Raw genomic sequence first — 22,766 nt, 5'->3', positions numbered from 1 at the left:
GGTATGTGCGCTTCAGGCGGGCTGGGGCACGAGCCGGATGATCTTGCGCAGCTCGGGCACGCACGAGCCGCACTGGGTGCCGCAGCGCAACTGGCCCTGCAGCCCGGCCAGGCGCTGGTCTTCACAGCCCGCTTGCGTTTGCAGGCAGGTGGTGATGGCGTCTTCGCGCACATTCAGGCAGCTGCACACCTGACGGCTGACCGGCGCTGCGCCTTCGGGCGGTGCGTCGGACGCCATCAGCCACTGGCGTGCAGGCCAGTTCAGCGGCGTGCCTTCCTGCAGCAAAGTCTTGAGCCAGCGGCCCGAGCGGCTGTCGCCTGCGACCAGAAAGCCTTGCAGCTTGCGCTGGCTTTCGGTGTTGGGTGTGCTCAGCTTCACCGAGCGGCGCTGCACGCGCACAGCGTCTTGGTAGTGCAGGGTGTCCGAGCTGTTCAGCCCCAGGGCCTCGGCCACGGTGTGCAGCAGCGCCGCATCGGCGGGCTGGCTGCAGGCTGCGCGCAGCAGCAAGCCGGTGCGCGGGGCCTGATCGGCCAAAGCTTCGCCGGGGTCGGTGAATGGCACCAGGTAGGCAAAGTCGAATTGTGGCAACAGCTTTTGCAACTGCTGGCGCACCGTCCAGACCGCGTCGCTGGGCAGCCAGGCCATGGCTGCTACTTGCCAGGTGGCATTGGCCGACAGGGCACCCCGTGTGATCTGCACTGCAGCGTGTTTCAACTCAGGTTGTTTGGAGGTGGCGCAGTAGCTCGATGTGGTGAGCACATTCACGCCCAGCCCGGCTTCGCCTTGGGCATCGCGGCCACTGAGCACCTCGGGGCCCCAATGCATGGCGATGAAGGCTTGCGAAGCCGCCACTTGCGCGCTGGCCTGCACCGGCAACACCAAGCTGCCGCGTTTGCTGCGCACCTGCACCAGCTCGCCATCTTGCAGGCCCAGGCGCTGCGCGTCTTGTGGGTTCATCTGCACGCAGGGCTCGGGGCTGTGCGCAAATAAGCGGCCTGCGGTGCCGGTGCGCGTCATGCCATGCCACTGGTCGCGAAGGCGGCCGGTGGTCAGCGAAAACGGGAACTGCGACACGCGCTCTTCCGCCACGGGTTGCCAGCTCACAGCGGCAAAGCGGGCGCGGCCATCGGCGGTCGGGAATTGGCCATTGGCACACAGGCGTGCTGGCCCGGTGCTGTTGCCTTCGGGCAGCGGCCATTGGGCAGGGCCTGCGGTTTCCAGTTGGGCGTAGCTGAGACCCGTGATGTCCAGGTCGCGTCCCCGGGTGCTTTCGCGGTGTTCGTTCCAGACCGACTCGGGCGTGGGGTAATTCATAAGGTGGGCGTCTTTGGGCCGGTCCAGTGCCACGGCCAGGCGCTGGCCCAAGTCTGCTGCAATGGCCCAATCGGCGCGGGCCTGCCCAGGTGCCGCCACGGCGGCGCGCACGCGGCTGATGCGGCGCTCGCTGTTGGTCACAGTGCCTTCTTTTTCGCCCCAGGTGGTGGCGGGCAAAAGCAGGTCGGCGTAGTCACACGTCGCAGCGGTGGCAAAGGCCTCTTGCACCACCACGAACTCGGCGCGTTGCAGGGCGCGGCGCACGGTTTTCTGGTCAGGCATGGACTGTGCGGGGTTGGTGCAGGCGATCCAGAGGGCTTTGATTTGCCCATCGGCGGCTGCCTCGAACATCTCCACCGCCGTCAGGCCCGGCTTGGCGGGCACATCGGCCACGCCCCAGAGCGCAGCCACTTCGGCGCGGTGCTGCGGGTTGGCCAGGTCGCGGTGGGCCGACATCAGGTTGGCCATGCCGCCGACTTCGCGCCCACCCATGGCGTTGGGCTGGCCAGTCAGTGACAGGGGGCCTGCGCCGGGGCGACCGATTTGCTGCGTGGCCAGGTGCAGGTTGATGAGCGCCGCGTTTTTGGCGGTTCCGTTGCTCGACTGGTTCAGGCCCTGGCAATACAGGCTGAGGGTGGGGGTGCGGTCAGCGCTTGCCCCCATGATGCTGCCCTCTTGCACGCCTGCAAACCAGCGGGCGGCGGTGTAGAGGTCGGCTTCGGGCACACCGCAAATCTGCGCCACATGCTGCGGCGTGTACTCGGCCACCAGGGCCTGCAGGGCTTCAAAGCCGTGGGTGTGGGTGGCGATGTAGGCGGCTTGCGTCCAGTCCTGGGCCAGCATGATGTGCAGCAGGCCGTGGAACAGCATCACATCGGTGCCGGGCTGGATGGCCAGGTGCAGGTCGGCCATGTCGGCGGTGTCGGTGCGGCGCGGGTCGACCACGACCATCTTGAGCGCCGGGTTGGCGCGTTTGGCGTCTTCGATGCGGCGAAACAAAATCGGGTGCGCCCAGGCCGCGTTGCTGCCCGCGATGAACAGGCACTGCGCGTGCGCGATGTCCTCGTAGCAGGCAGGCGGGGCGTCGGCCCCCAAGGTCATCTTGTAGCCCGCCACGGCGCTGCTCATGCACAGGCGCGAGTTGCTGTCGATGTTGTTGGTGCCCAAAAGGCCTTTGGCCAGTTTGTTGAAGACGTAATAGTCCTCGGTGAGCAGTTGGCCCGAGATGTAAAAGCCCAGGGCATCGGGGCCGTGGTCGCGCACGATGGCGGCCAGGCGGCCACTGGCCATGTCCATGGCGTCGTTCCAGTCCATCGCTTGCGTGCCTTCACCCCGCACAGGCCGCCATTGGGGCGTGAGCAGGCGAGTTTGTTCGGTGACCTGGGGCGCGGCTGTCAAGTGCAGCGACTGGCCCTTGGTGCACAGGCGGCCAAAGTTGGCCGGATGCTCCGGGTCACCGCGCACGCCGGTGATCTGCGCGCCCTGCGATGTGATGACCACGCCGCAGCCCACGCCGCAATAAGGGCAGGTGGATTTGGTTTCGTTGGTGATCGGGATCATGGGCAATGAGGGTGTTGGGTTTTGGGGTTTTGTAGGTCGGTGGCTTTAGCCCCGACATGGCCGGTTCAGCGAAGGCTCTTGTCGGGGCTGAAGCCACCGACCTACGAGGTCCTCTCGGTTTTGCGCGACACCGGACCCGCAATGGGCCGCGTCAGATCGGTGGCGTGACCCACCAACTCGTCGGCTTTCAAAAACACCACGCCCGCTTCCACCTTGACTTCAAAGCGCGGCGTGCAGCCTTCGTCGGGCGCTTGTGCCTGGCCGTCGCACAGGCCGATGGTCCAGTTGTGCAGCGGGCAGGCCACGCTGGTGCCAAACACAATGCCTTGCGACAGCGGGCCGCCCTTGTGCGGGCAGCGGTCGAGCAGGGCGAACACTTCGTCGGCGTCGTTGCGGAACACGGCCACATCGAGGCCTTGGTCCCGCGCCACCCGGCGCGAGCCCAGCACCGGGATGTCTTCGATGCGGCAGATTTCTTTCCATGCGGTCATTTTCAATCCTTGGTTTGTTGCAGTTGTGGCGCTGACCCTTGGTTGTGTAGGAGCCAGCCCTGCTGGCGATGCAAGCCTTTGCGGTTGGCGCGTCATCGCTTGCAGGGCAAGCTCCTACACAAGAGCTCAGGCGGTGGTCAGGGGCGTGAACTGGCGGGTGTCCACCTTGGCTTCTTGCAGCTCAAACCACGGATCGGGCTCACCATCGAGCGCGGCTTGCAGCTTGGCCCACAGGGCCTGTCGCAGCGAGGCGTCTTCCAGGATCTTTTTCTTCACGTAGTCCAGGCCCACCCGGTTGATGTAGTGCACCGTGCGCTCCAGGTACCAGCCTTCTTCGCGGTACAGCTGCATGAAGGCACCCGTGTACTCCAGCACCTCTTCGGCGGTCTTGAGTTTGGTGAAAAAGTGCGCCACCTCGGTTTTGATGCCACCGTTGCCGCCGACATACATCTCCCAGCCGCTGTCCACGCCGATGATGCCCACGTCCTTGATGCCGGCTTCGGCGCAGTTGCGCGGGCAGCCTGACACGGCGAACTTGACCTTGTGCGGCGCGTACATGCGCCACATGGCTTTCTCCAGGTCCTTGCCCATTTGCGTGCTGTCTTGCGTGCCCATGCGGCACCACTCGCTGCCCACGCAGGTCTTCACTGTGCGCAGCGCTTTGGCATAGGCGTGGCCGCAGGGCATGCCGATGTCTTTCCATACATCCACCAGGTCTTCTTTTTTGACGCCCAGCAAGTCGATGCGTTGGCCGCCCGTGACCTTGACGGTCGGGATCTGGTACTTGTCCACCACATCGGCGATGCGGCGCAGCTCGGCGGCGGTGGTCTCGCCCGCCCACATGCGCGGGATCACGCTGTAGGTGCCGTCTTTCTGGATGTTGGCGTGGCTGCGTTCGTTGATGAAGCGGCTTTGCGGATCGTCCTGAGCCTCTTTGGGCCAGGTGCTGATCAGGTAGTAGTTGACGGCCGGGCGGCAGCTGGCGCAGCCGTTGGGCGTGCGCCATTCCATGAACTTGAACACACCACCCACCGTGAGCAGTTTGTGCTGGCGAATGGCATCACGAACTGCCTGGTGGCCGTGCTCGGTGCAACTGCATATGGGCTTAAGCTTGGGTGTGGCCGAATAATCGCCCCCGGCGGTGAACATCAGGATTTGTTCAACCAGACCGGTGCAGGAGCCGCAGCTGGCGCTGGCCTTGGTCTGTTTGCGCACTTCGTCGAGCGTGAACAGGCCCTTGTCTTTGATGGCCTTGCAGATCGCGCCCTTGGTCACGCCGTTGCAGCCGCAGACCTCGTCGGTGTCGGCCATGGCAGCAGCTTTGCTCTGGCCCTGGTGGCCCACGTCGCCGATGTTGGATTCGCCAAACATCAGTTTGTCGCGGATGTCGGCCACGCTGCGGCCGTCGCGCAGCAGCTTGAAGTACCAGCTGCCGTCCACCGTGTCGCCATACAGGCAGGCACCCACCAGCTGGTCGCCCTTGAGCACCAACTTTTTGTAGAAGCCGCCTGCAGGGTCGCTCATCACGATTTCTTCGCATTCCGGGCTGCCCATGAAATCGCCCGCGCTGAACAGGTCAATGCCGGTGACCTTGAGCTTGGTCGAGGTCTGCGAGCCCAGATAGCGGCCAATGCCGAACTCGGCCAGGTGGTTGGCCAGCACTTTGCCTTGCTCAAACAGCGGGGCCACCAGACCATAGGCAATGCCTCGGTGCGCCGCGCATTCGCCCACCGCCCAGATGCGCGGGTCGGTCACGGTTTGCAGGGTGTCGCTCACCACGATGCCGCGGTTCACATGTAGGCCCATGCTCTCGGCCAGCGCCGTGTTGGGGCGGATGCCCACGGCCATGACCACCAAGTCGGCGGGCACATGGGTGCCGTCCTTGAATTCAACTTTGCAAACGCGGCCGCTGTCATCACCCACCAGCGCAGCGGTTTGTGCGCTCATGCGGAATTGCATGCCGCGTGCTTCGAGTGAGGCTTGCAGCATCTGCGCCGCCACCTTGTCGAGCTGGCGCTCCATCAGCCAATCGCTCACATGCACCACCGTCACTTGCATGCCGCGTTTCATCAGGCCATTGGCCGCCTCCAGCCCCAGCAGGCCGCCACCGATGACGACCGCATGCTTGTACTGCGCAGCCGCGTCGATCATGGCCTGCGTGTCGGCAATGTCGCGGTAGGCCAGCACGCCTTGCAGGTCTTTGCCAGGCAGGGGCAGGATGAAGGGGTTGGAGCCGGTGGCGATCACCAGGCGGTCATAAGGCGTGGTCAGCGTCTCGCCAGCCGCGTTTTGTGCGGTGACCACGCGCTTGACGCGGTCCACCTGCGTGACCTTGAAGCCCGCATGCAGCGTGATTCCGTTGTCGGTGTACCAGGCCCAGTCGTTGAGCACGATCTCTTCCAGCGTCTGCTCACCGGCCAGCACGGGCGAGAGCAGGATGCGGTTGTAGTTGGGGTGCGGCTCGGCTCCGAACACGGTGATGTCGTACAGGTCAGGGGCGAGCTTGAGCAGCTCTTCGATGGCCCGGACCCCAGCCATGCCGTTGCCGACCATGACCAGTTTCATTTTCTCTTTGGTGTTGACACGCATGTCCATGGTCTTCTCCTTAAGCGGTTTTTTCCACATGCGCCTGGCGTGTGTAGAGGAAGTCGATCACCGCTTTGCGGTAACGCTGGTAGTCGGCGCTTTCGGCCAACTCCACGCGCTGGCGCGGGCGGGGCAGGTCCACGCTCAGCACCTCGCCAATCGTGGCGGCAGGACCGTTGGTCATCATCACGATCTTGTCGGACAGCAGCACGGCCTCGTCCACGTCGTGCGTGACCATGACCACGGTGCTTTGGGTGCGGGCCACGATCTCCAGCAGCTCGTCTTGCAGCTTGGCGCGGGTGAGGGCGTCCAGCGCACCAAAGGGCTCGTCCATCAAAAGCACCTTGGGCACCATGGCCAGGGCGCGGGCAATGCCCACGCGCTGCTTCATGCCGCCCGAGATTTCGCCGGGGCGCTTTTGCGCGGCGTGGCTCAGGCCCACCATGGCCAGCGCCGCGTCGGTGCGGGCGCGCAGTTGGGCTTTGGTTTCGGTGGCCCCAAACACGCGCTCGATGCCCAGGTGCACGTTGTCAAAGCAGGTGAGCCAGGGCAGCAACGAATGGTTCTGGAACACCACCGCACGCTCGGGGCCGGGGCCTGCGATCTCGCGGTTGGCGCACAGCAGCACGCCAGCAGTGGGTGTGGTCAGCCCGGCGATCAGGTTGAGCAAGGTGGACTTGCCGCAACCGGAGTGGCCGATCAGGGCCACGAACTCGCCCTTGGCGATGTCCAGGTGGATGTCACGCAGCGCCGGGAACAAACCCTTGTTGGTTTTGAAGGTCTGCTCGACGCTTTGAATCTGGATGTACTTGTGGTCGTTGCTCATGATTTGACATCCTCAAAGGTGAAGGCGGTGGCGATGCGGATCAGGGCGTATTCGAGGATCAGACCCACGCCGCCGATCACAAAAATCGCGATGATGATGTTCTTGACGTTGAGGTTGTTCCACTCGTCCCAGACCCAGAAACCAATGCCCACGCCGCCGGTCAGCATTTCGGCCGCCACGATCACCAGCCACGCGGTGCCCACGGCCAGGCGCACACCGGTCAGCATGTAAGGCAGCACTGCGGGGAAGAGGATGGTGGTGGCAATCTTCCATTCCGACAGGTTGAGCACGCGGGCCACGTTCAGGTAGTCCTGCGGCACGCGCTGCACACCCACGGCGGTGTTGATGACCATGGGCCAGATGGAGCAGATGAAAATCGTCCAGATGGCGGCCGGGTTGGCCCCTTTGAATACCAGCAAACCGATCGGTAACCACGCCAGTGGCGAGACCGGGCGTAGCAGGCTGATGAGCGGGTTGAACATGCGCGACAGGAAGGTGAAGCGCCCGATCACAAAGCCTGCCGGGATGCCGACGAGCGCCGCCAGGCCAAAGCCCACGGCCACGCGTTCGAGCGACATCAGCACGTTCCAGCCCACGCCTTGGTCATTGGGGCCTTTGCGGTAGAACGGATCGCTGAAGATGTCGATGGCCTGCAGGCCGGTGTCGTAGGGGCTGGGGATGCTGCCCTTGGTGGTGATGGACACCAGCGCCCACAGACCGATCAACAGCCCCAGGCCCATGAGCGGCGGCAAGACCGCCATCCAAAAGTTGTGCCACTGGCGGGCGCGTTGCATTTGCGCGGCGGCAGCAGCTGTGGCAGCAGCGACTTCTGCAGGGGTTGGCGGCACAAGCTTCACAGGGGCCGTTTTGCCCCCGGTGGGTGAATGGAAAACGGCGCTGACCATGGTGTTCTCCTTCACGCCTTGACTTTGAAACCGTCGGCGTATTTCTTGGGGTCTTTGCCATCCCAGACCACACCGTCGATGCCTTTGTGGCTGCGCATCTCGCTCTTGGGTACAGGGGCCTTGACGGAGGTGGCCGCATCTTTGTAGAGCGCGATCTGGTTGATTTGCTTGGCCACGCCCAGGTAGTCAGGGTGGTCCTTGAGCAAGCCCCAACGTTTGTGCTGCGTCATGAACCACATGCCGTCCGACAGGTAGGGGAAGTTCACCGTACCGTCGTTGTAGAACTTCATGTGGTTGGGGTCGTCCCAGGTCTTGCCCATGCCATTTTGGTAACGGCCCAGGATGCGCTGGTTGATCGCATCCACACCCGTGTTCACATACGATTTGTCGGCCACGGTCTCGGCCATCTTGAGTTTGTTTTGCAAGCTGGCGTCGATCCACTGACCGGCTTCGATGATGGCGGCCGTCACGGCGCGGGCGGTGTTGGGGTACTTCTTGGTGAACTCGGCCGTGGTGCCCAGTACTTTTTCAGGATGGTCTTTCCAGATGTCCTGGGTGGTAGCGGCTGTCACCCCGATGCCGTCCATGATGGCGCGGTGGTTCCAGGGCTCGCCCACGCAGAACCCATCCATATTGCCCACACGCATGTTGGCGACCATTTGCGGTGGCGGCACGGTGATGACTTTGGCATCTTTCATCGGGTTGATGCCGTAGGTCGCTAACCAGTAGTACAGCCACATGGCGTGGGTGCCGGTGGGGAAAGTCTGCGCAAAGGTGTATTCGCGCTTGTCGCTGGCCATGAGTTTGGCCAGACCTGCGCCATCGACGGCGCCAGAATTTGACGGCATTTTTTCGGCCAGCTTTTTGGACAGGGTGATCGCCTGACCGTTGTGGTTGAGCGTCATCAACACTGCCATGTCTTTTTTGGGACCTGACAGCCCCAGGTGCACGCCATAGACCAGGCCGTAGAGCACATGGGCAAAGTCCAACTCGCCGTTGACCAGCTTGTCGCGCACACCGGCCCAGCTCGCTTCCTTGCTCAGCACGAACTTCACGCCGTGCTTAACATCCAGGCCCAGCACAGAGGCCATGACGACGCTCGCGCAATCGGTCAGCGGGATGAAGCCGATCTTGACTTCCTTTTTCTCGGGGGCGTCCGAGCCTGCGGCATAGACCATGGAACGCAGCGCGGGCGAAATGCCGGCAGCACCCACGGCGGCGGCTTGCAACACGTTGCGGCGGGTCAGACTGTTTTTGAGAAGGTCGGTCATGGCGATGCTCCTTGCGGGATGAAAAAACAAAAAAGGCATCCTCATGTCATCCGCGCCTGCAGTGCAAGGCGCGAACGCATGGGGACGCCTTTGTCCGGTGTGGGTTCACCCGCCTTTGGGTGATCTCACGTTTGATCTTCGTTGGTCTTGGTACGTGTATTGCAAGCCGCGTGCCAGGGTTTTCCTGGGGACGTGTCGTGAATTACTCGGGTTTGGTGCCTGGATTTGCACCTTTGTGGTGCGATGGCACTTGGCTGGTGCCGTGTTGTCAGCCCAGCAACTCGGCCATCTCGATCATCTGCTGCGCGATGTCGGCCAGTTTCACGCCCTTGTTCATGGCGGCTTTGCGCAGACGGGCATAGGCCTCTGGCTCGCTCAAGTCCTGGCGCTGCATCAGCAGGCCTTTGGCCCGGTCGATCAGCTTGCGATCCTGCAATTCGCTCCGGGTGTTGTCCAGCTCGGCCAGCAAAGCTTGTTCGTGCTTGAAGCGGGCCATCGCCACTGTCAGGATCGGGTGGATGCGTTCAGGCGCCAGCCCGGCCACGATGTAGGCCGTCACGCCTGCGGCCACGGCCTCGTTCATGGGGCGGGTGTCGCTGTCGTTGGTGAACATCACGATGGGGTGGCGCGCATCGCGCGTGGCCATGACCACATGCTCCAGCGCATCGCGGGCATCGCTCTCGGCGTCCACGATCACCATGTCGACCTGCAACTGTGCCAGGCGCTCGGTCAAAAACACATCGGCGGGCAGGGTGGCCACCAGGTTGTAGCCCGCTTCCAGCAGGCCAATGCGCAAGAGGCGCGAGCGCTCTTCAATGGCCTGCGCCTGTTCATCCCCCTCGGCCACTAAGGTGGGGTCTGAAATGATAACAACGATTCTCAAGGCTTCCTGCATGACTTGTGTCATGCAAGAACCGCGCCGAAGTACCTAATTCAGGCCGGAGCCATGCCGTGCTGGCGCTTGAGCGCATCGCACGCAGGGGACTGCCAGAAGGCCAGCAGCGCACGCATGGCGTCCTGTTGGAGGCAGGTTGCGGCCACCGAGCCGGAGAAGGTGGTGATGATCTCCACCTCGGGTGGCAAGCCGCCCACGATGGTGATGCCCTGCACGCCCAGCATTTCGCTCAGTTGCTGAAAGCCCAGCGCCACTTCCCCCAGGGCCACTAGCGAGCCCACGGGCACGCCCGGCTTGGCCTGCACGATGCGCGGCGCGATGGTTTCGGCGATGCCCCAGGCCTCGAACTTCTTGGCCAGTTGCACGCCGCTCGGGCCGGTCGAATAGCCCAGCGTGGGCGCGGCCAGGATGGCGGCTTTGAGCGCGGCTTCGGTCGAGATGTCGGGCACGGGCTGCCCCGCAGGCACAGCCACCGCCACGCCCGAGCGCACCAGATCGGCGCGGCTGCCCGCCAGCAAATGGTCGCTGGCGACCAATTTGTCGATGGCGTCGCTCGCCAGCACCACGCCGTCAAAGGCTTCGCCCGCCTGCACGCGTTTGGCGGCATCGACGCCGCCGACCGACTCGACCTGAATGTGAACGCCAGGGGTCTGCGCTTGGTAAAGCGCCACCAGATCGGCCAGCAGCGGCTTGGTGGCCATGGAGGAAATCAGTCGGAGTGTGGTCATGAGTGGGCTTTGAAATGGTAGGGCGTTCCTGCAAAGGATTATGGCCAAGCCTCATGCCATCACCCATGCCCCGCTTAAACTACCTGTTATGCGAATTTTGGGTATCGAATCTTCTTGCGACGAGACCGGTGTGGCCCTGGTGGAAACCAACGGCGATGCACTGCCGCGCCTGTTGTCGCATGCGCTCTACAGCCAGATTGAAATGCACCAGGCCTATGGCGGTGTGGTGCCCGAGCTGGCCAGCCGCGACCACATCCGCCGGGTGCTGCCGCTCACGCGCCAGGTTTTGGCCGAGGCCGGGACCGCTTTGGCCGATGTCGATGTGGTGGCCTACACCCGGGGGCCGGGCCTGGCCGGGGCCTTGCTGGTGGGCTCGGGCGTGGCCTGTGCGCTGGCGGCGGCGCTTGGCAAGCCGGTGCTGGGTGTGCACCACCTCGAAGGGCATTTGCTCTCACCGTTTTTGAGCGCCGATCCGCCCGAGTTTCCGTTCATTGCCTTGCTGGTGTCGGGCGGTCACACGCAATTGATGCGGGTGGACGGCGTGGGCCGCTACGAGTTGCTGGGCGAAACCATTGACGACGCCGCAGGCGAAGCCTTTGACAAGTCGGCCAAGCTCATGGGCTTGCCGTATCCCGGTGGCCCGGGCCTGTCGCGTCTGGCCGAGCAGGGCAACCCGGCCGCCTACAAGTTGCCGCGCCCTTTGCTGCACAGTGGCGACTTTGATTTTTCGTTCGCGGGCCTCAAGACGGCCGTGCTCACGCAGAGCCAGAAAATTGGCCCTGCCGCCCACACCGAGGGCGCACCCGAACGTGCCGACCTGGCTGCCTCGACCCAGGCGGCGATTGTGGAAGTGTTGGTCAAAAAATCCATGAATGCGCTGAAAGCCACCGGCATGAAGCGCCTGGTGGTGGCCGGGGGCGTGGGGGCCAACCGCGAGCTGCGCACGCAGCTCAACGCCGCTTGCGCCAAAGCCCGGGTGCGTGTGCATTACCCCGAGCTGCATTTGTGTACCGACAACGGCGCCATGATCGCCATGGCGGCAGCCATGCGCTTGCAAGCTGGCGCGCAAGCCGCCGAGGCGCGTTACAGTTTTGACGTGAAACCCCGCTGGCCCCTGCACGAGCTGGCTTGAGCCGCTGTTGTGTGCTTCCCCTGTGGGAGCGAGCCCCTGCTCGCGAATGGTGGTTAAAGCACTTGTTGTGGGCCCATCAGGCATTCGGCCGCAGGGGCGGCCTCCCACAAAATTGGCCCATTCGCCCATGATCATGGCCTGATTCTGTTGGAGCGAGCCCCTGCTCGCGAAGGTGTGCAAACCACAACACCCATTCAAAAGCGCCCGGCCAGCAGACATTCGGCCGCAGGGGCGGTCTCCCACAAAAACCATTCAGCTCAGCGGCCATCGTGCGTGTCCTGCAGGGCAGTTACACTGCGCCCCTTCTCAGCTTCAACCTGCCTTTGCGCGGGTTCTATTTTTGATATGCGTTTGCCCTTCATTTCTCGTCGTGCCGTCGTGTCGCTGGCTGTAACCCTGCTGTTGTCGCCTGCGTGGGCGCAGTCGCCAGCCCCCATCAAACTGGCTTTGATCGAGGGGCTGAGTGGCCCGTTTGGCAACACGGGTGAGGCGGTGGTGCGCAACATCGCCTGGGCGGTGGAGCGGGTCAATGCTCGGGGTGGCGTCAAGACCGCGCAAGGCCAGCGCCCGATGGTGCTGGAGCGTTACGACAGCAAGGGCCAGAACGAAGAAGCCCTGTCGGCCTTGAAATCGGCCATTGACGATGGTGCCCAGGTGGTGCTGCAAGGCAATTCGTCGGCCAATGCGGCGGCGCTGATTGACGCGATCAACAAACACAATGAGCGCGAACCGGCCAAGCGGGTGCTGTTCCTCAACTATTCGGCGGTTGATCCGGCGCTGACCAACGACAAATGCAGCTTCTGGCATTTCCGTTTTGATGCCCACGCCGACATGCGCATGACAGCGCTGATGCAGGTCCTGCGTGAAGACAAGAAGGTTCAGTCGGTTTACCTGATCGGGCAGGACTACAGCTTTGGCCAAGCGGTGCTGCGCGAGGCCAAACGCCAACTGGCCGACCAGCGCCCGGACGTGAAGGTGGTGGGCGACGAGTTGCACCCCATGGGCCGCGTCAAAGACTTTTTGCCCTATGCCGCCAAGATCAAGGCCAGTGGCGCACAAGCGGTCATCACCGGCAACTGGGGCAACGACCTGACCTTGCTGGTCAAGGCCGCCCGCGAAGCCGGTTACGAAGGCAAGTTCTACACGTTTTACGGCAATGCGCTGGGCGCGCCCGCTGCACTGGGCGATGCCGGTGTGGGCCGCGTGATCGCGGTGGCCGACTGGCTGCCCAATGTGCCGGGCAAGGCCAGCGAACAGTTCTACCAGTCGTTCCGCCAGCGCTTTGCCAAGCCGTCGGAAGACTATGTGCATGTGCGCATGCAGCTGATGGTCGAGGCCCTGGGCCAGGCTATTGAAAAAGCGGGCGGCACCGAACCTGTGGCTGTGGCGTTGGCCCTTGAAAAAGTCCGCGTCAGCATGGCCGGACAAACCGGTTTCATGCGCACCGAAGACCACCAGTTCCAGCAGCCGCTGGTGGTGGGGGTGATGGAACGCCAGGGCAGCCCCGGCGTGCCTTTTGATGTGGAGGGCTCGGGCTACGGCTTCAAGGTCGTGCGCCAGATCAAGGCCGAGCAAGCCCGCTTGCCCAGCACCTGCAAGATGGTGCGCCCCGGCTGATCGGGCTTTGCCATGCGGTGGGGGCCTTGTCCCGCATTTGCCAATCGGACCGGCTCTGGCCTGCTAATCTGAGCCCATGAGCTCATCCACCGCCGCCTCCGAACACCTGATCGACTCTGCTTATGCCGCGCGGCGTTTGCTGGTCACCCTGGCCCTGATGACCCTGGGGGGCGCCAGCATGTATGTGGTGGCCGTGGTCTTGCCGGCTGTACAGGCCGAGTTCGGGGTCACTCGGGCCGATGCGTCCATTCCCTACACCCTGATGATGCTGGGTTTTGGTCTGGGTGGTCTTTATATGGGCCGCTGGGCCGACCGATCGGGTGTGCATGTGCCGTTGTTGTTGGGGGGCGTGGGCACGGGCCTCGGGTTCATTGCGGCCAGTTTTTCGACCAATATCTGGTGGTTTGCGTTGGCGCACGGTTTGCTGTTGGGCTTGATCGGCAGCTCAACCACTTTTGCGCCCTTGGTGGCCGATACGTCCTTGTGGTGGCAAAAACGACGTGGCATTGCGGTGGCGGTGTGCGCCAGCGGCAACTACGTGGCGGGGGCCTTGTGGCCGCCTTTGGCCCAGCACGGGGTCGAGACCGTGGGCTGGCGCAGCACCTATGTTGCTTTGGGGCTGTTTTGCGGCATCGGCATGGCGCTGCTCAGCTTGCTCATGCGCCAGCGGCCGCCGCTGTTGCAAACCCCGGTGGCGGGCAGTGCCCAGGCACAGCAGTCGCAGCGGCCTTTTGGCTTGAGCCTGAACAAAGCGCAATTTTTGTTGTGCGTGGCGGGCGTGGCTTGCTGTGTGGCCATGGCCATGCCGCAGGTGCACATCGTGGCTTATTGCACCGACCTGGGTTTTGGCGCTGCACGCGGGGCCGAAATGCTTTCGCTCATGCTGGCCAGCGGCATTGCCAGCCGGCTCATCTCGGGCTTGATTTGCGACCGCATTGGCGGCTTGCGCACGCTGGTGCTGGGCTCGGTTTTGCAAGGCGTGGCCTTGCTGCTGTTTTTGCCCTTCAACGGCCTGGTGTCGCTCTACGTCATCTCGGCCTTGTTTGGCCTGTTTCAAGGCGGCATCGTGCCCGCTTACGCGATCATCGTGCGCGAGTACTTCCCGGCCAAGGAAGCGGGTTCACGCGTGGGGGCGGTGATTTTTGCCACCCTGATCGGCATGGCCTTGGGCGGCTGGATGTCGGGCAAGGTTTTTGACCTCACGGGCTCGTACCACGCGGCTTTCATCAACGGGGTGTTGTGGAACGCGCTCAACCTGAGCGTGGCCTTGTGGCTGCTGTGGCGCGTCAAGCGGGCGGCGGTCGTGAGCGCCTGATGGCCCTCAGCGCGTCTCGCGCGTCACGTCTTGCTCAAAACTGGCGTTTTGCAGCGAGTCGTGTTCGGCCATCCAGCCGCTGTAGACGGTCTTGAAGTCGGCCACGATCTGCGCCAGCGGCATGTCGTCAAAGCTGCCGCGCTGGTTCACGTACTCCATGTGCCGGTTGCCCGCCTTGTCAAACGGGTGGTAGATCGAATCGTTTCGCCCATCAAACTCCAAAGGCAACAGACCAAACTTGTCGCACAGCCCGATGTTGAAAGCGGGCGTGGCCTTGACCCATTGGCCCTCCAGCCAGATGTCGGCATAACCATGCCAGATGAACACATCGGTCTGCATGGTCTGGCGCAAGCGCTCGGTGCTCAGGTGGTTGCGCACATCGGCATAGCCCAGGCGTGCGTGCAGGCCCACCGCACGGCAGGCTGCGGCCATCAAGGCCGCTTTGGGCACGCACCAGCCAGCGCCTTGGGCAATGACCGAGCTGGCCCGCATGCCTTCGGGTGCGAGGTCGATGCGGTACGGGTCGTATCGGAACTGGTCGCGCACCGCCAGATAAAGCGACACGGCACGTTCACGGTCGTCTTGGCCTTGCGCGTTCTCACTGGCAAAGGCGATCACGGCCGGGTGGTCGCTGTCGATCAGGGCGGTGGCTGCAAGGGTGGCGGCAGAGGGGCGGGTGTTCATGCGTTCACTGTAGCCTGTGCGGCAGCGCGGGGCTGTCACGCTGGCTATAGTGGCCTCTATTGCCCTTGGGGTTGATCAGGAAAGCATGTCATGGCGTCGGTGTTGAATTTTGGTGCGGTGCGTGTGCACTTGGGAGAAAAATCGGGCAAATACCCCGACGGCAATCAGCTCATCGTGCAGGGGGCCGACACCCGGGTGGCGTTTGACACCCCCGAGGTGGCCAACCGGATTGGCCCCGAACTGGACACGGTGGACCTGGTCATCCTGGGCCATGTGCACGAAGACCACATGGCCGGGCTGCACCGCCTCCCGCACGCCCGGGTGCAGGTGCACGAGGCCGATCTGGCCGCAGCCCAATCGTGGGCTGGCATGTGCCAGCACTACGGTTACCCGCAAGACGTGCTTGATGCGATGCACCAGATCGTGCAAAAGGATTTTCATTACCAGCCCCGACCCGACGCCACCGGCTACAGCGATGGCGCGTCGTGGGATTTGGGCGGCGGGGTGCGCGTGCGTGCACACCACCTGCCGGGCCACACATCGGGCCACTGCGCCTTGGTGGTTGAAAGCGAAGGCCTGGCCTTCATTGGCGACATCGACCTGACCGGCTTTGGCCCCTATTACGGCGATGCGACTTCCAGCTTGAGTGACTTTCGGCAAAGCCTGAAAAAAGTGGCGCAGCTGGAGGCCCGCATCTGGGTCACCTCGCATCACAAGGCGGTGGTCACTGACCGAGTGCAGTTTTTGCGCGATCTGGCGCGTTACGCCAGCAAGCTCGACGAACGCAGCGACCAGCTGCTGGCTTACCTGCAAACCCCGCAGAGTCTGGATGAGTTAGTCAGCCGACGCCTGCTGTACCCCCAAGGCTACGATGTGCCCTTTGTGCCCTGCGCCGAGCGCAACACCATTGGCATGCACCTGGCCGAGTTGCTGGCGCAAGGGCAAATCAGCCACCAGGACGATGGTCGCTTTGGGGTGGTTTGAGCCGACAAGTAGCACAGCCCAAGGCATAAAAAAACGCCCCAAGCCGCAAGGCCGGGGGCGCCAAAGAACAAAATGTCAGGCAACTGCAGGAAGCATGACCAGATCAGTATACTGTAAATATAAACAGTACTTTGCACCCCTCTGAGTTTGCCCACCCATTGAACGCCATGCCTTTGCCAAGACGCCGCCGCGATGACTTTGAAGACAGTCGGGTTTACGAATACCCGCAGCACTTGCGCGAAGCCATCGAAGACGCCCCCACCGGAGCAGGTGTTTACACCTTTCATGGCCAAGACGGCGACTTGCCGCTGTACATCGGCAAAAGCATCAACATCCGCGCCCGGCTGCTGTCGCACTTGCGCACGCCCGACGAAGCCCGCATGCTGCGCCAGACCCAGCGCATCAGCCACATCCGCACGGCGGGCGAGATCGGGGCTTTGCTGCTGGAAGCGCAAATGATCAAAGCCCAACACCCGCTGTTCAACCAGAAATTGCGCCGCAACAAACAGCTGTGCAGCTTGCAAATGGCGGGTGATGTGCCCCAAGTGGTTTATTCCAAGGACATTGATTTTGCGAGCGAGCCTGATTTGTATGGTCTGTTTGCCAGCCGCCACGCCGCGCTCGATGCCCTGAGGGCCATCGCCGACCAGAACAAGCTCTGCTATGGCCCGTTGGGCCTCGAAAAACTGCCACCCGGCAAAGCCTGCTTTCGGGCCGCCATCCGCCAATGTGCGGGCGTGTGCCGGGGGGATGAAAGCCCAGCCGAGCACCGTGAACGGCTGTTCAGCAGCCTGCTGGCGCAGCGCGTGGCGTGCTGGCCTTACCCCGGTGCGGTGGGTTTGGTCGAGCGCGACGAAGCCTTCACGCAAATCCATGTGGTCAACCATTGGTGCTACCTGGGCAGCGCGCCCACCATCGGCGAAGCTCGCCAACTGAGTCAGGTGGCTTCAGGCTTTGACGCCGATGGCTACAAGATCCTGTGCCGACCGCTGCTGACACAAAGCGTGGAAGTTCAGGTTTTGTCCGCCGCCTGACACCGGGCCCCTCAGTGGCCCTCAGGTCAAGGCGGTTATTGCCAACGCTTGCGCAGACCCACTGCTAGACTCAGCCTCTTCAAAAAATCCAACGCAGACATGCCTCACGATTCGCCCATCGACATCGTTTATTTGTGGGTTGACGGGAATGATTCGACCTGGCGGGCCAAACGCCAGGCCGCCCTGCAGCAACTCCCCAGCGATTCCAGTGCCGCCATGGCCCGCTACAGCAATGTGGAAGGCCGGTTTCGGGACAACCACGAGCTGCGTTACAGCCTGCGGGCCTTGGAGAAGTTTTTCCCAGACCACGGCCATGTTTACATCGTCACCGATGCCCAGGCCCCCGACTGGCTGCGCCCCTCGGACCGCTTGACGCTGGTGGACCACCGCGAACTGATCCCCGAGGCATCCTTGCCCACCTTTGATTCCGGGCACATCGAGTCCTGGATTCACCACATTCCCGGCTTGTCCGAGCGTTACTTTTACTTCAACGACGATGTGTTCTTTGGTGCCCCGGTCAGCGTCGATGACTGGTTCCATTACGATGGCTTCCATGTCACCTGGTCGGACGATCCGGTGGTCACCGACGAAGCCATGCGCATGGACGCCACGTCGCTCGAAAACGCCTGTCGCCTGTCCATTCAGTGGCTCACCGACAAAGCCCGCTCAGGCACGCCCGCCCTGCGCGAGCAAGACCCGCTGTACCAGAGCACCTTCCGCACGTTTGCGCATTCGCCCCGGCCCATGCTCAAGTCGATCCTGCTGGAGCTGGAAGAAACAGCCCCCGAGCTGTTTGCCGCTGTCCGGTCGACGGTGTTTCGCAGCTGGGACAAGCCGACCATCGTGTCGGACTTCGTGCTGCGCTGGGCCTTGGCGCATGGCGTGGCCAGCATCCGGACTTATCGCCACCGCTATGTGTCAACGGGCGAGGCCGATCAAAACGCGCAGCTGCAAGCGCTGGTGGCCGAGTTCGGCTCGCTCGAATTTTTTTGCATCAATGACACCACCGACGATGCACACACCAACGACCCGCGTCTGCAAAACGTGCTGAGCGTGTTGCAGTCGATCTTGCCCACGCCCTCGTGCTTTGAAAACCGGGCTGCGGTGTCGGGCACGCCTGCAACGGTGCCATCCGATCCAGCGGCCTTGTCCGGTTTCAAGGCGCATTCAAGTCCTGCTGATGCGCTGCACCCTACCAATGCATCGGGTCTGCAGCAACGAGCTTGAGTGACCCGCCTGTCCTCAGCGCAACGATTGGGGCGTGAGCGGTGAAGGGGGCAGGGGAAACTCTGCTTGTGCGTCCGACAGCGCTTGCGTGAGGGTGGCATCCGACGCCTCGTGGTTTTGAACGCGGTGCTTACTCTGCTGCCGAGTTTGGTGTTTGGCCGTGCGGCCGCGAACCCGCATGCGCCAGACCCGGAATGACCGGGCTTTCAATGCCGTGCGCATCAAGGCAATCACCTCGGGCTCTTGCAGGCCAAATTGCTGGGCAATGGCTTCAAACGGGGTGTCGTCTTGCCAGGCCATGGCCATGATGGCCGATGCATCGGCTTCGGACAGTGCGCTGTGTGGGCTGTGTTTGGAGGTCATGGCAGCAAGGCGGTGGTTTCTTGTCTCAGCATGCGCACCATTTCTTGTGCGGCGGGCGACAGGCTGCGGTTGCGCCGAGTGACCACGCCAATGGGGCGCTGGATGTCGGGGCCGGTCAGGCGCCGGGTGGCCACGCCATCTTGTTGCACAAAGGCGGCGGCTAGCTCGGGCAGGGCTGCCACGCCCAAACCGGCTTTGACCATGGCGTGGATGGTGGCGATGTGCTCGACTTCATAGCGGGGTTGGAACGCGATGCGGTGTTCCATGAAAGCGGCGTTGGCGTATTGCCGCACGCTGGCGGGCAGCGGCATGGAGATGTGGGTCAACTCGGCCACGGTTAGCCAGTTCAAAGCGCCTCGTCCCTTGGCCAAGCGGTGGCCCAGCGGCATCAGCAGCACAAAACCATCGGCCGACAGCGGCGTGTAGTCCAGATCGGCGTAGTCGGGGTTGGCAGCGGTGAGCGCAAAGTCCACCGTGCCAGCGCGCACCAGGTCAAACGCCGGGCCAGACAAAGTGTCGTGCAATTGCAGCGCAATCTGCGGGTACTGCGTGGCAAAGCGGGCCATGACCTGTGGCACCACCGTGGCCGCCAGCGAGGGCAGGGCCGCCAGGCTCACTTTGCCGGTCTGCACCTGCGTGATGTGCTGCACCCGCTGCACGGCTTCTTGCGTTTGGGCGTTGAGCAGTTTGGCTTGCTCGACAAACACCTGGCCTGCGGCTGTCAGGTGCACGCTGCGGGTGGTGCGGTCAAACAGGCGCGTGGCCAGAGCCTCTTCAAGCCGGGCAATCACCCCGGACACGGCCGATTGCGACAAATGCACCTGCGTGGCGGTGCGCCTGAAGCTGCCGGTTTCGGCGAGCACCAAAAAAATGTCCAGGTCGCGGGGCGTCCAGTTGGGTTGCGCATTGATCTGCATATCAGATCAGTTTATAGAAAAATACGGCTGGACGAAGCAATGGGGTCTTTCTAGACTCGGCTCATTCTCTTTGATGGCGGCAGGAACCATGATTTCTTCTCACCCTTCTCAAGCGCGCACCGTGGTGGTGGGCGGCGGCACCATGGGCATGGACGTGGCCATCGTGCTGGCCCGTGGCGGCAGCCAGGTCACTGTGGTCGAGCCCGATGCTACTAAACGCCAAGCGCTGGCCGCCCATGTGCGTCACAACCTGGATGCTCTGGGCATGGCCCACCGCACCGAGCGCGTGCAATCCGTGGCCGACTTGGCCGATGTGGCCTGGCCCGGTGTGAGCGTGTTGATCGAGTGCATCCCTGAAAAACTGCCCCTCAAGCAGGCCCTGTTTGCGCAACTGGCGCAGTTGGCCGCGCCCGATACCTTGCTGTGCAGCAACAGCTCCAGTTTCCCGATCAGCGCCATCGCCCAAGGCCTGCCCACGGCCGAGCGCATGCTGGGTCTGCACTTTTTCATGCCCGCGCATTTGGTGCCGCTGGTCGAGGTGGTGCTGGGGCCAAAGACGGATGTGCAAGAAGCCGAGCAGTTGTGCGGCTTCATGCGCGGCTGCGGCAGCGTGCCGGTGCTGGTGCGCAAGGACAAGCCGGGCTTTTTGGCCAACCGCATGCAGCACGCCCTGGCGCGCGAAGCCTTTGCCCTGATCGACGAAGGCGTGGCCTCGCCCGAAGACGTGGACGCGGCTGTGCGCTTTGGTTTTGGCTTTCGATTTCTGGCCGCAGGCCCGGTCATGCAGCGCGACCACGCGGGCCTGGAGGTGCACACGGCGGCGGCTGCCAGCATGTACCCCAGCCTGGCGGTGAACGCCGAGCCCGCCCGCGTGCTGCAAGAGCGCGTGGCCCGGGGCGACTTGGGCATGAAGACCGGGCAGGGCTTTTTCAGCTGGACACCCGAAACCCAAAAGGCCGAGCGCGAGCGCTACGACCGCTTGCTGCGTCAGGGGCTGGATTTGTTGGCGTCTGAGTTGCCGCCCCTTCATCCCCTCGATTGACTCCCTCCCGATTGATTTTTAAAAGGCATCCCATGGCTGTTTTTTCGCATCCCCTGTTGATCACCGTCGCGCCCAATGGCGCCTACAAGCAGCGGCCTGACCATCCGGCTTTGCCCATCACAACGTCCGAGCTGGGCCAAACCGCCAAGCTGTGCCTCGATGCCGGCGCGGCCATGATCCACATGCACATCCGCGATGCACAAGGCCGCCACAGCCTGGACGTGCAGGGCTACCGCGACGCGCAGCAGGCGGTCAAGGCCGCAGTGGGCGACGAGATGATCATCCAAGTCACCAGCGAAGCCGCCCGTGTGTACAAAGCGCCCGAGCAAATCGCCATGGTCACCGCGCTCCAACCCGAAGCTGTGTCGGTGGGCCTGCGCGAAGTGGACCAGCCCGAGATCGGCGAAGCGGGGCTGGCGCAGTTCTTTGGCTGGCTGGCCAAAGAGCGCGTGATGACCCAGGTCATCGTGTACGACGTGGCCGACCTGCAGCGTTGGCAAGCCCTGCGTGCAAAAGGCGTTATCCCGGATGCGCCCTGGTCGCTCTTGTTTGTGTTGGGCCGTTATTCGGTGGGGCAAACGTCGGAAGCCAAAGACCTATTGCCTTTTGTCATGGCCCACACCGGCCAAGAGCCTTGGTCCATGTGCGCCTTTGGCGCGGGCGAACACGCCTGCGCCACCACCGCCGCCGCCTTGGGCGGCCATGTGCGTGTGGGCTTTGAAAACAACCTCTTGCTCAACAACGGGCAAGTCGCCCCCGACAACGCCGCGCTGGTGCGTCAGGTGGCCGATTCGGCCCGCGTGCTGGGCCGCAGCCTCTACACCGCGCAGCAGGCGCGAGAAGCATTTTTTGCCGCTTGAGCCTTCCTATTTTTACCGGAGACAACATCATGAAACGCAGCACATTCGTCGCAGCACTCTCAGCCGCCCTTTTGGCCGCCACCGCTTTGCCTGCGCTGGCCCAGGACAACTACCCCAGCAAAACCATCCGCTTTGTCGTGCCTTACCCACCGGGCGGTCCGACCGACCTGATGGCCCGCATGCTGCAAAGTGAACTGAGCACCCGCTTGGGCGTCACGGTGATCATCGACAACAAAGGCGGCGCAGGCGGTAACCTGGGCAGCGCCGATGTGGCCAAACAAGCCCCCGCCGATGGTTACACCTTGCTGCTGGCGGCCAGTGGCCCCATGGCGGTCAACCCCACGCTCTACCGTAGCATGCCTTTTGCGCCCATGACCGATCTGGCACCCGTGATCCAGATTTCGTCTTTCCCGCTGGTGCTCGAAGTGCACCCCAGCGTGCCGGTCAATACCGTTAAGGATCTGGTCGCCCTGGCCCAAAAGTCAGACAGCAAACTGGCCTTTGCCTCGGCGGGCAATGGCACGCCACAGCACTTGGCGGGCGAGATTTTCAACACCCAGATGGGCACCAAAATCGCGCACATTCCCTACCGCGGTGCAGGCCCTGCGCTCAACGACGTGATCGGCGGCCAAGTGCAGGTGATGTTCGACATTTTGGGCAGCTCCTTGCCGCACATTCAGGGCGGCAAGTTGAAGGCCCTGGCCGTGACCTCGGCCAAGCGCCATCCCTCGTTGCCCAACATCCCGACCATGATGGAAGCGGGCATTGCCGGTTATGAAATCACGGGCTGGCACGGCATTGCGGTGCGTGCGGGCACACCCGCACCCATCGTGCAAAAGCTCAACACCACCTTGAACGCCATCTTCAGTGAGCCGGAGTTCAAGAAGAAATGGGAAGCCATTGGCACCCCGGTGGTGGGCGGCACAGCCCAGCAGTTTGGCGAGTTGATCCGCAAAGAAACAACGCGTTTGGGTCAAGTGGTCAAAAACGCGGGCGTCACGGTGGATTGATCGCC

The 22,766-nt window shown here is 63.1% G+C and carries 20 protein-coding genes; 9 read left to right on the top strand and 11 right to left on the bottom strand.

Annotated elements, in window-relative coordinates; all coding sequences use genetic code 11:
• Positions 1-12: 12 nt before the first annotated feature.
• From ACZ5VE_RS09460 to ACZ5VE_RS09425, 8 genes are all read right to left on the bottom strand, one after another.
• On the bottom strand, positions 13-2,874 hold the full coding sequence (locus ACZ5VE_RS09460) for a nitrate reductase (RefSeq protein ID WP_464454936.1): 2,862 nt from the start codon (positions 2,872-2,874) through the stop codon (positions 13-15).
• Between the two features lie 101 nt (positions 2,875-2,975).
• Positions 2,976-3,365 carry a nitrite reductase small subunit NirD gene (gene nirD / locus ACZ5VE_RS09455; RefSeq protein WP_464454935.1) on the bottom strand — a complete coding sequence of 130 codons (390 nt, stop codon included), beginning with the start codon at positions 3,363-3,365 and terminating at the stop codon, positions 2,976-2,978.
• Positions 3,366-3,491: 126 nt separating this feature from the next.
• Positions 3,492-5,960 (bottom strand): nitrite reductase large subunit NirB, encoded by a 2,469-nt coding sequence (nirB, locus tag ACZ5VE_RS09450; RefSeq protein WP_464454934.1) that lies wholly within the window; start codon positions 5,958-5,960, stop codon positions 3,492-3,494.
• A gap of 10 nt (positions 5,961-5,970) precedes the next feature.
• On the bottom strand, positions 5,971-6,777 hold the full coding sequence (locus ACZ5VE_RS09445; protein ID WP_464454933.1) for an ABC transporter ATP-binding protein: 807 nt from the start codon (positions 6,775-6,777) through the stop codon (positions 5,971-5,973).
• On the bottom strand, positions 6,774-7,682 hold the full coding sequence (ntrB, locus tag ACZ5VE_RS09440) for a nitrate ABC transporter permease (RefSeq protein WP_464454932.1): 909 nt from the start codon (positions 7,680-7,682) through the stop codon (positions 6,774-6,776). Before ntrB ends, ACZ5VE_RS09445 begins: the two co-directional genes overlap by 4 nt.
• Positions 7,683-7,693: 11 nt before the next feature.
• Positions 7,694-8,953, bottom strand: a complete 1,260-nt coding sequence (locus ACZ5VE_RS09435; RefSeq protein ID WP_464454931.1) for a CmpA/NrtA family ABC transporter substrate-binding protein — start codon at positions 8,951-8,953, stop codon at positions 7,694-7,696.
• Between the two features lie 268 nt (positions 8,954-9,221).
• Positions 9,222-9,848, bottom strand: a complete 627-nt coding sequence (locus ACZ5VE_RS09430; RefSeq protein WP_464457466.1) for an ANTAR domain-containing response regulator — start codon at positions 9,846-9,848, stop codon at positions 9,222-9,224.
• Between the two features lie 38 nt (positions 9,849-9,886).
• Positions 9,887-10,576 carry a substrate-binding domain-containing protein gene (locus tag ACZ5VE_RS09425; RefSeq protein ID WP_464454930.1) on the bottom strand — a complete coding sequence of 230 codons (690 nt, stop codon included), beginning with the start codon at positions 10,574-10,576 and terminating at the stop codon, positions 9,887-9,889.
• An 88-nt stretch (positions 10,577-10,664) separates the two neighbouring features.
• Between ACZ5VE_RS09425 and tsaD the strand changes: the two genes are divergently transcribed.
• From tsaD to ACZ5VE_RS09410, 3 genes are all read left to right on the top strand, one after another.
• Positions 10,665-11,708 carry a tRNA (adenosine(37)-N6)-threonylcarbamoyltransferase complex transferase subunit TsaD gene (gene tsaD, locus ACZ5VE_RS09420; protein ID WP_464454929.1) on the top strand — a complete coding sequence of 348 codons (1,044 nt, stop codon included), beginning with the start codon at positions 10,665-10,667 and terminating at the stop codon, positions 11,706-11,708.
• Positions 11,709-12,053: 345 nt separating this feature from the next.
• Positions 12,054-13,325, top strand: coding sequence for a branched-chain amino acid ABC transporter substrate-binding protein (locus ACZ5VE_RS09415; RefSeq protein WP_464454928.1), 1,272 nt, complete (start codon positions 12,054-12,056; stop codon positions 13,323-13,325).
• A gap of 76 nt (positions 13,326-13,401) precedes the next feature.
• Complete coding sequence (locus ACZ5VE_RS09410) at positions 13,402-14,640, top strand: MFS transporter (RefSeq protein ID WP_464454927.1); 1,239 nt, start codon at positions 13,402-13,404, stop codon at positions 14,638-14,640.
• Between the two features lie 6 nt (positions 14,641-14,646).
• On the opposite strand, the gene ACZ5VE_RS09405 is transcribed toward ACZ5VE_RS09410, so the two are convergent.
• Positions 14,647-15,324, bottom strand: a complete 678-nt coding sequence (locus tag ACZ5VE_RS09405; protein ID WP_464454926.1) for a transglutaminase domain-containing protein — start codon at positions 15,322-15,324, stop codon at positions 14,647-14,649.
• Between the two features lie 90 nt (positions 15,325-15,414).
• Here ACZ5VE_RS09405 and ACZ5VE_RS09400 point away from each other — a divergent pair, with 90 nt between their 5' ends.
• From ACZ5VE_RS09400 to ACZ5VE_RS09390, 3 genes are all read left to right on the top strand, one after another.
• Complete coding sequence (locus ACZ5VE_RS09400) at positions 15,415-16,308, top strand: MBL fold metallo-hydrolase (RefSeq protein WP_464454925.1); 894 nt, start codon at positions 15,415-15,417, stop codon at positions 16,306-16,308.
• Positions 16,309-16,475: 167 nt separating this feature from the next.
• Positions 16,476-17,342 carry an excinuclease Cho gene (gene cho, locus ACZ5VE_RS09395; RefSeq protein ID WP_464454924.1) on the top strand — a complete coding sequence of 289 codons (867 nt, stop codon included), beginning with the start codon at positions 16,476-16,478 and terminating at the stop codon, positions 17,340-17,342.
• 99 nt (positions 17,343-17,441) lie between these two features.
• On the top strand, positions 17,442-18,569 hold the full coding sequence (locus ACZ5VE_RS09390; RefSeq protein ID WP_464454923.1) for a stealth family protein: 1,128 nt from the start codon (positions 17,442-17,444) through the stop codon (positions 18,567-18,569).
• A gap of 15 nt (positions 18,570-18,584) precedes the next feature.
• On the opposite strand, the gene ACZ5VE_RS09385 is transcribed toward ACZ5VE_RS09390, so the two are convergent.
• The gene (locus ACZ5VE_RS09385; protein WP_464454922.1) at positions 18,585-18,932 is read right to left on the bottom strand and encodes a TIGR03643 family protein; all 348 of its coding nucleotides are present in this window, start codon (positions 18,930-18,932) and stop codon (positions 18,585-18,587) included.
• Complete coding sequence (locus ACZ5VE_RS09380; protein WP_464454921.1) at positions 18,929-19,849, bottom strand: LysR family transcriptional regulator; 921 nt, start codon at positions 19,847-19,849, stop codon at positions 18,929-18,931. Before ACZ5VE_RS09380 ends, ACZ5VE_RS09385 begins: the two co-directional genes overlap by 4 nt.
• An 88-nt stretch (positions 19,850-19,937) precedes the next feature.
• On the opposite strand from ACZ5VE_RS09380, the gene ACZ5VE_RS09375 reads away from it, so the two are divergent.
• Genes ACZ5VE_RS09375 through ACZ5VE_RS09365 form a run of 3 tightly spaced genes read left to right on the top strand, consistent with a single transcriptional unit; the run spans position 19,938 to position 22,761 of the window.
• The gene (locus ACZ5VE_RS09375; RefSeq protein WP_464454920.1) at positions 19,938-20,891 is read left to right on the top strand and encodes a 3-hydroxyacyl-CoA dehydrogenase family protein; all 954 of its coding nucleotides are present in this window, start codon (positions 19,938-19,940) and stop codon (positions 20,889-20,891) included.
• 32 nt (positions 20,892-20,923) lie between these two features.
• Complete coding sequence (locus tag ACZ5VE_RS09370; protein WP_464454919.1) at positions 20,924-21,751, top strand: beta-keto acid cleavage family enzyme; 828 nt, start codon at positions 20,924-20,926, stop codon at positions 21,749-21,751.
• A 29-nt stretch (positions 21,752-21,780) separates the two neighbouring features.
• On the top strand, positions 21,781-22,761 hold the full coding sequence (locus tag ACZ5VE_RS09365; protein WP_464454918.1) for a Bug family tripartite tricarboxylate transporter substrate binding protein: 981 nt from the start codon (positions 21,781-21,783) through the stop codon (positions 22,759-22,761).
• The last annotated feature ends 5 nt before the right edge of the window (positions 22,762-22,766 follow it).

This window comes from Limnohabitans sp. INBF003, assembly GCF_055396645.1.
Note: the sequence above shows the minus strand (reverse complement) of the source record. Positions and strands in the feature narration are given on the sequence as shown.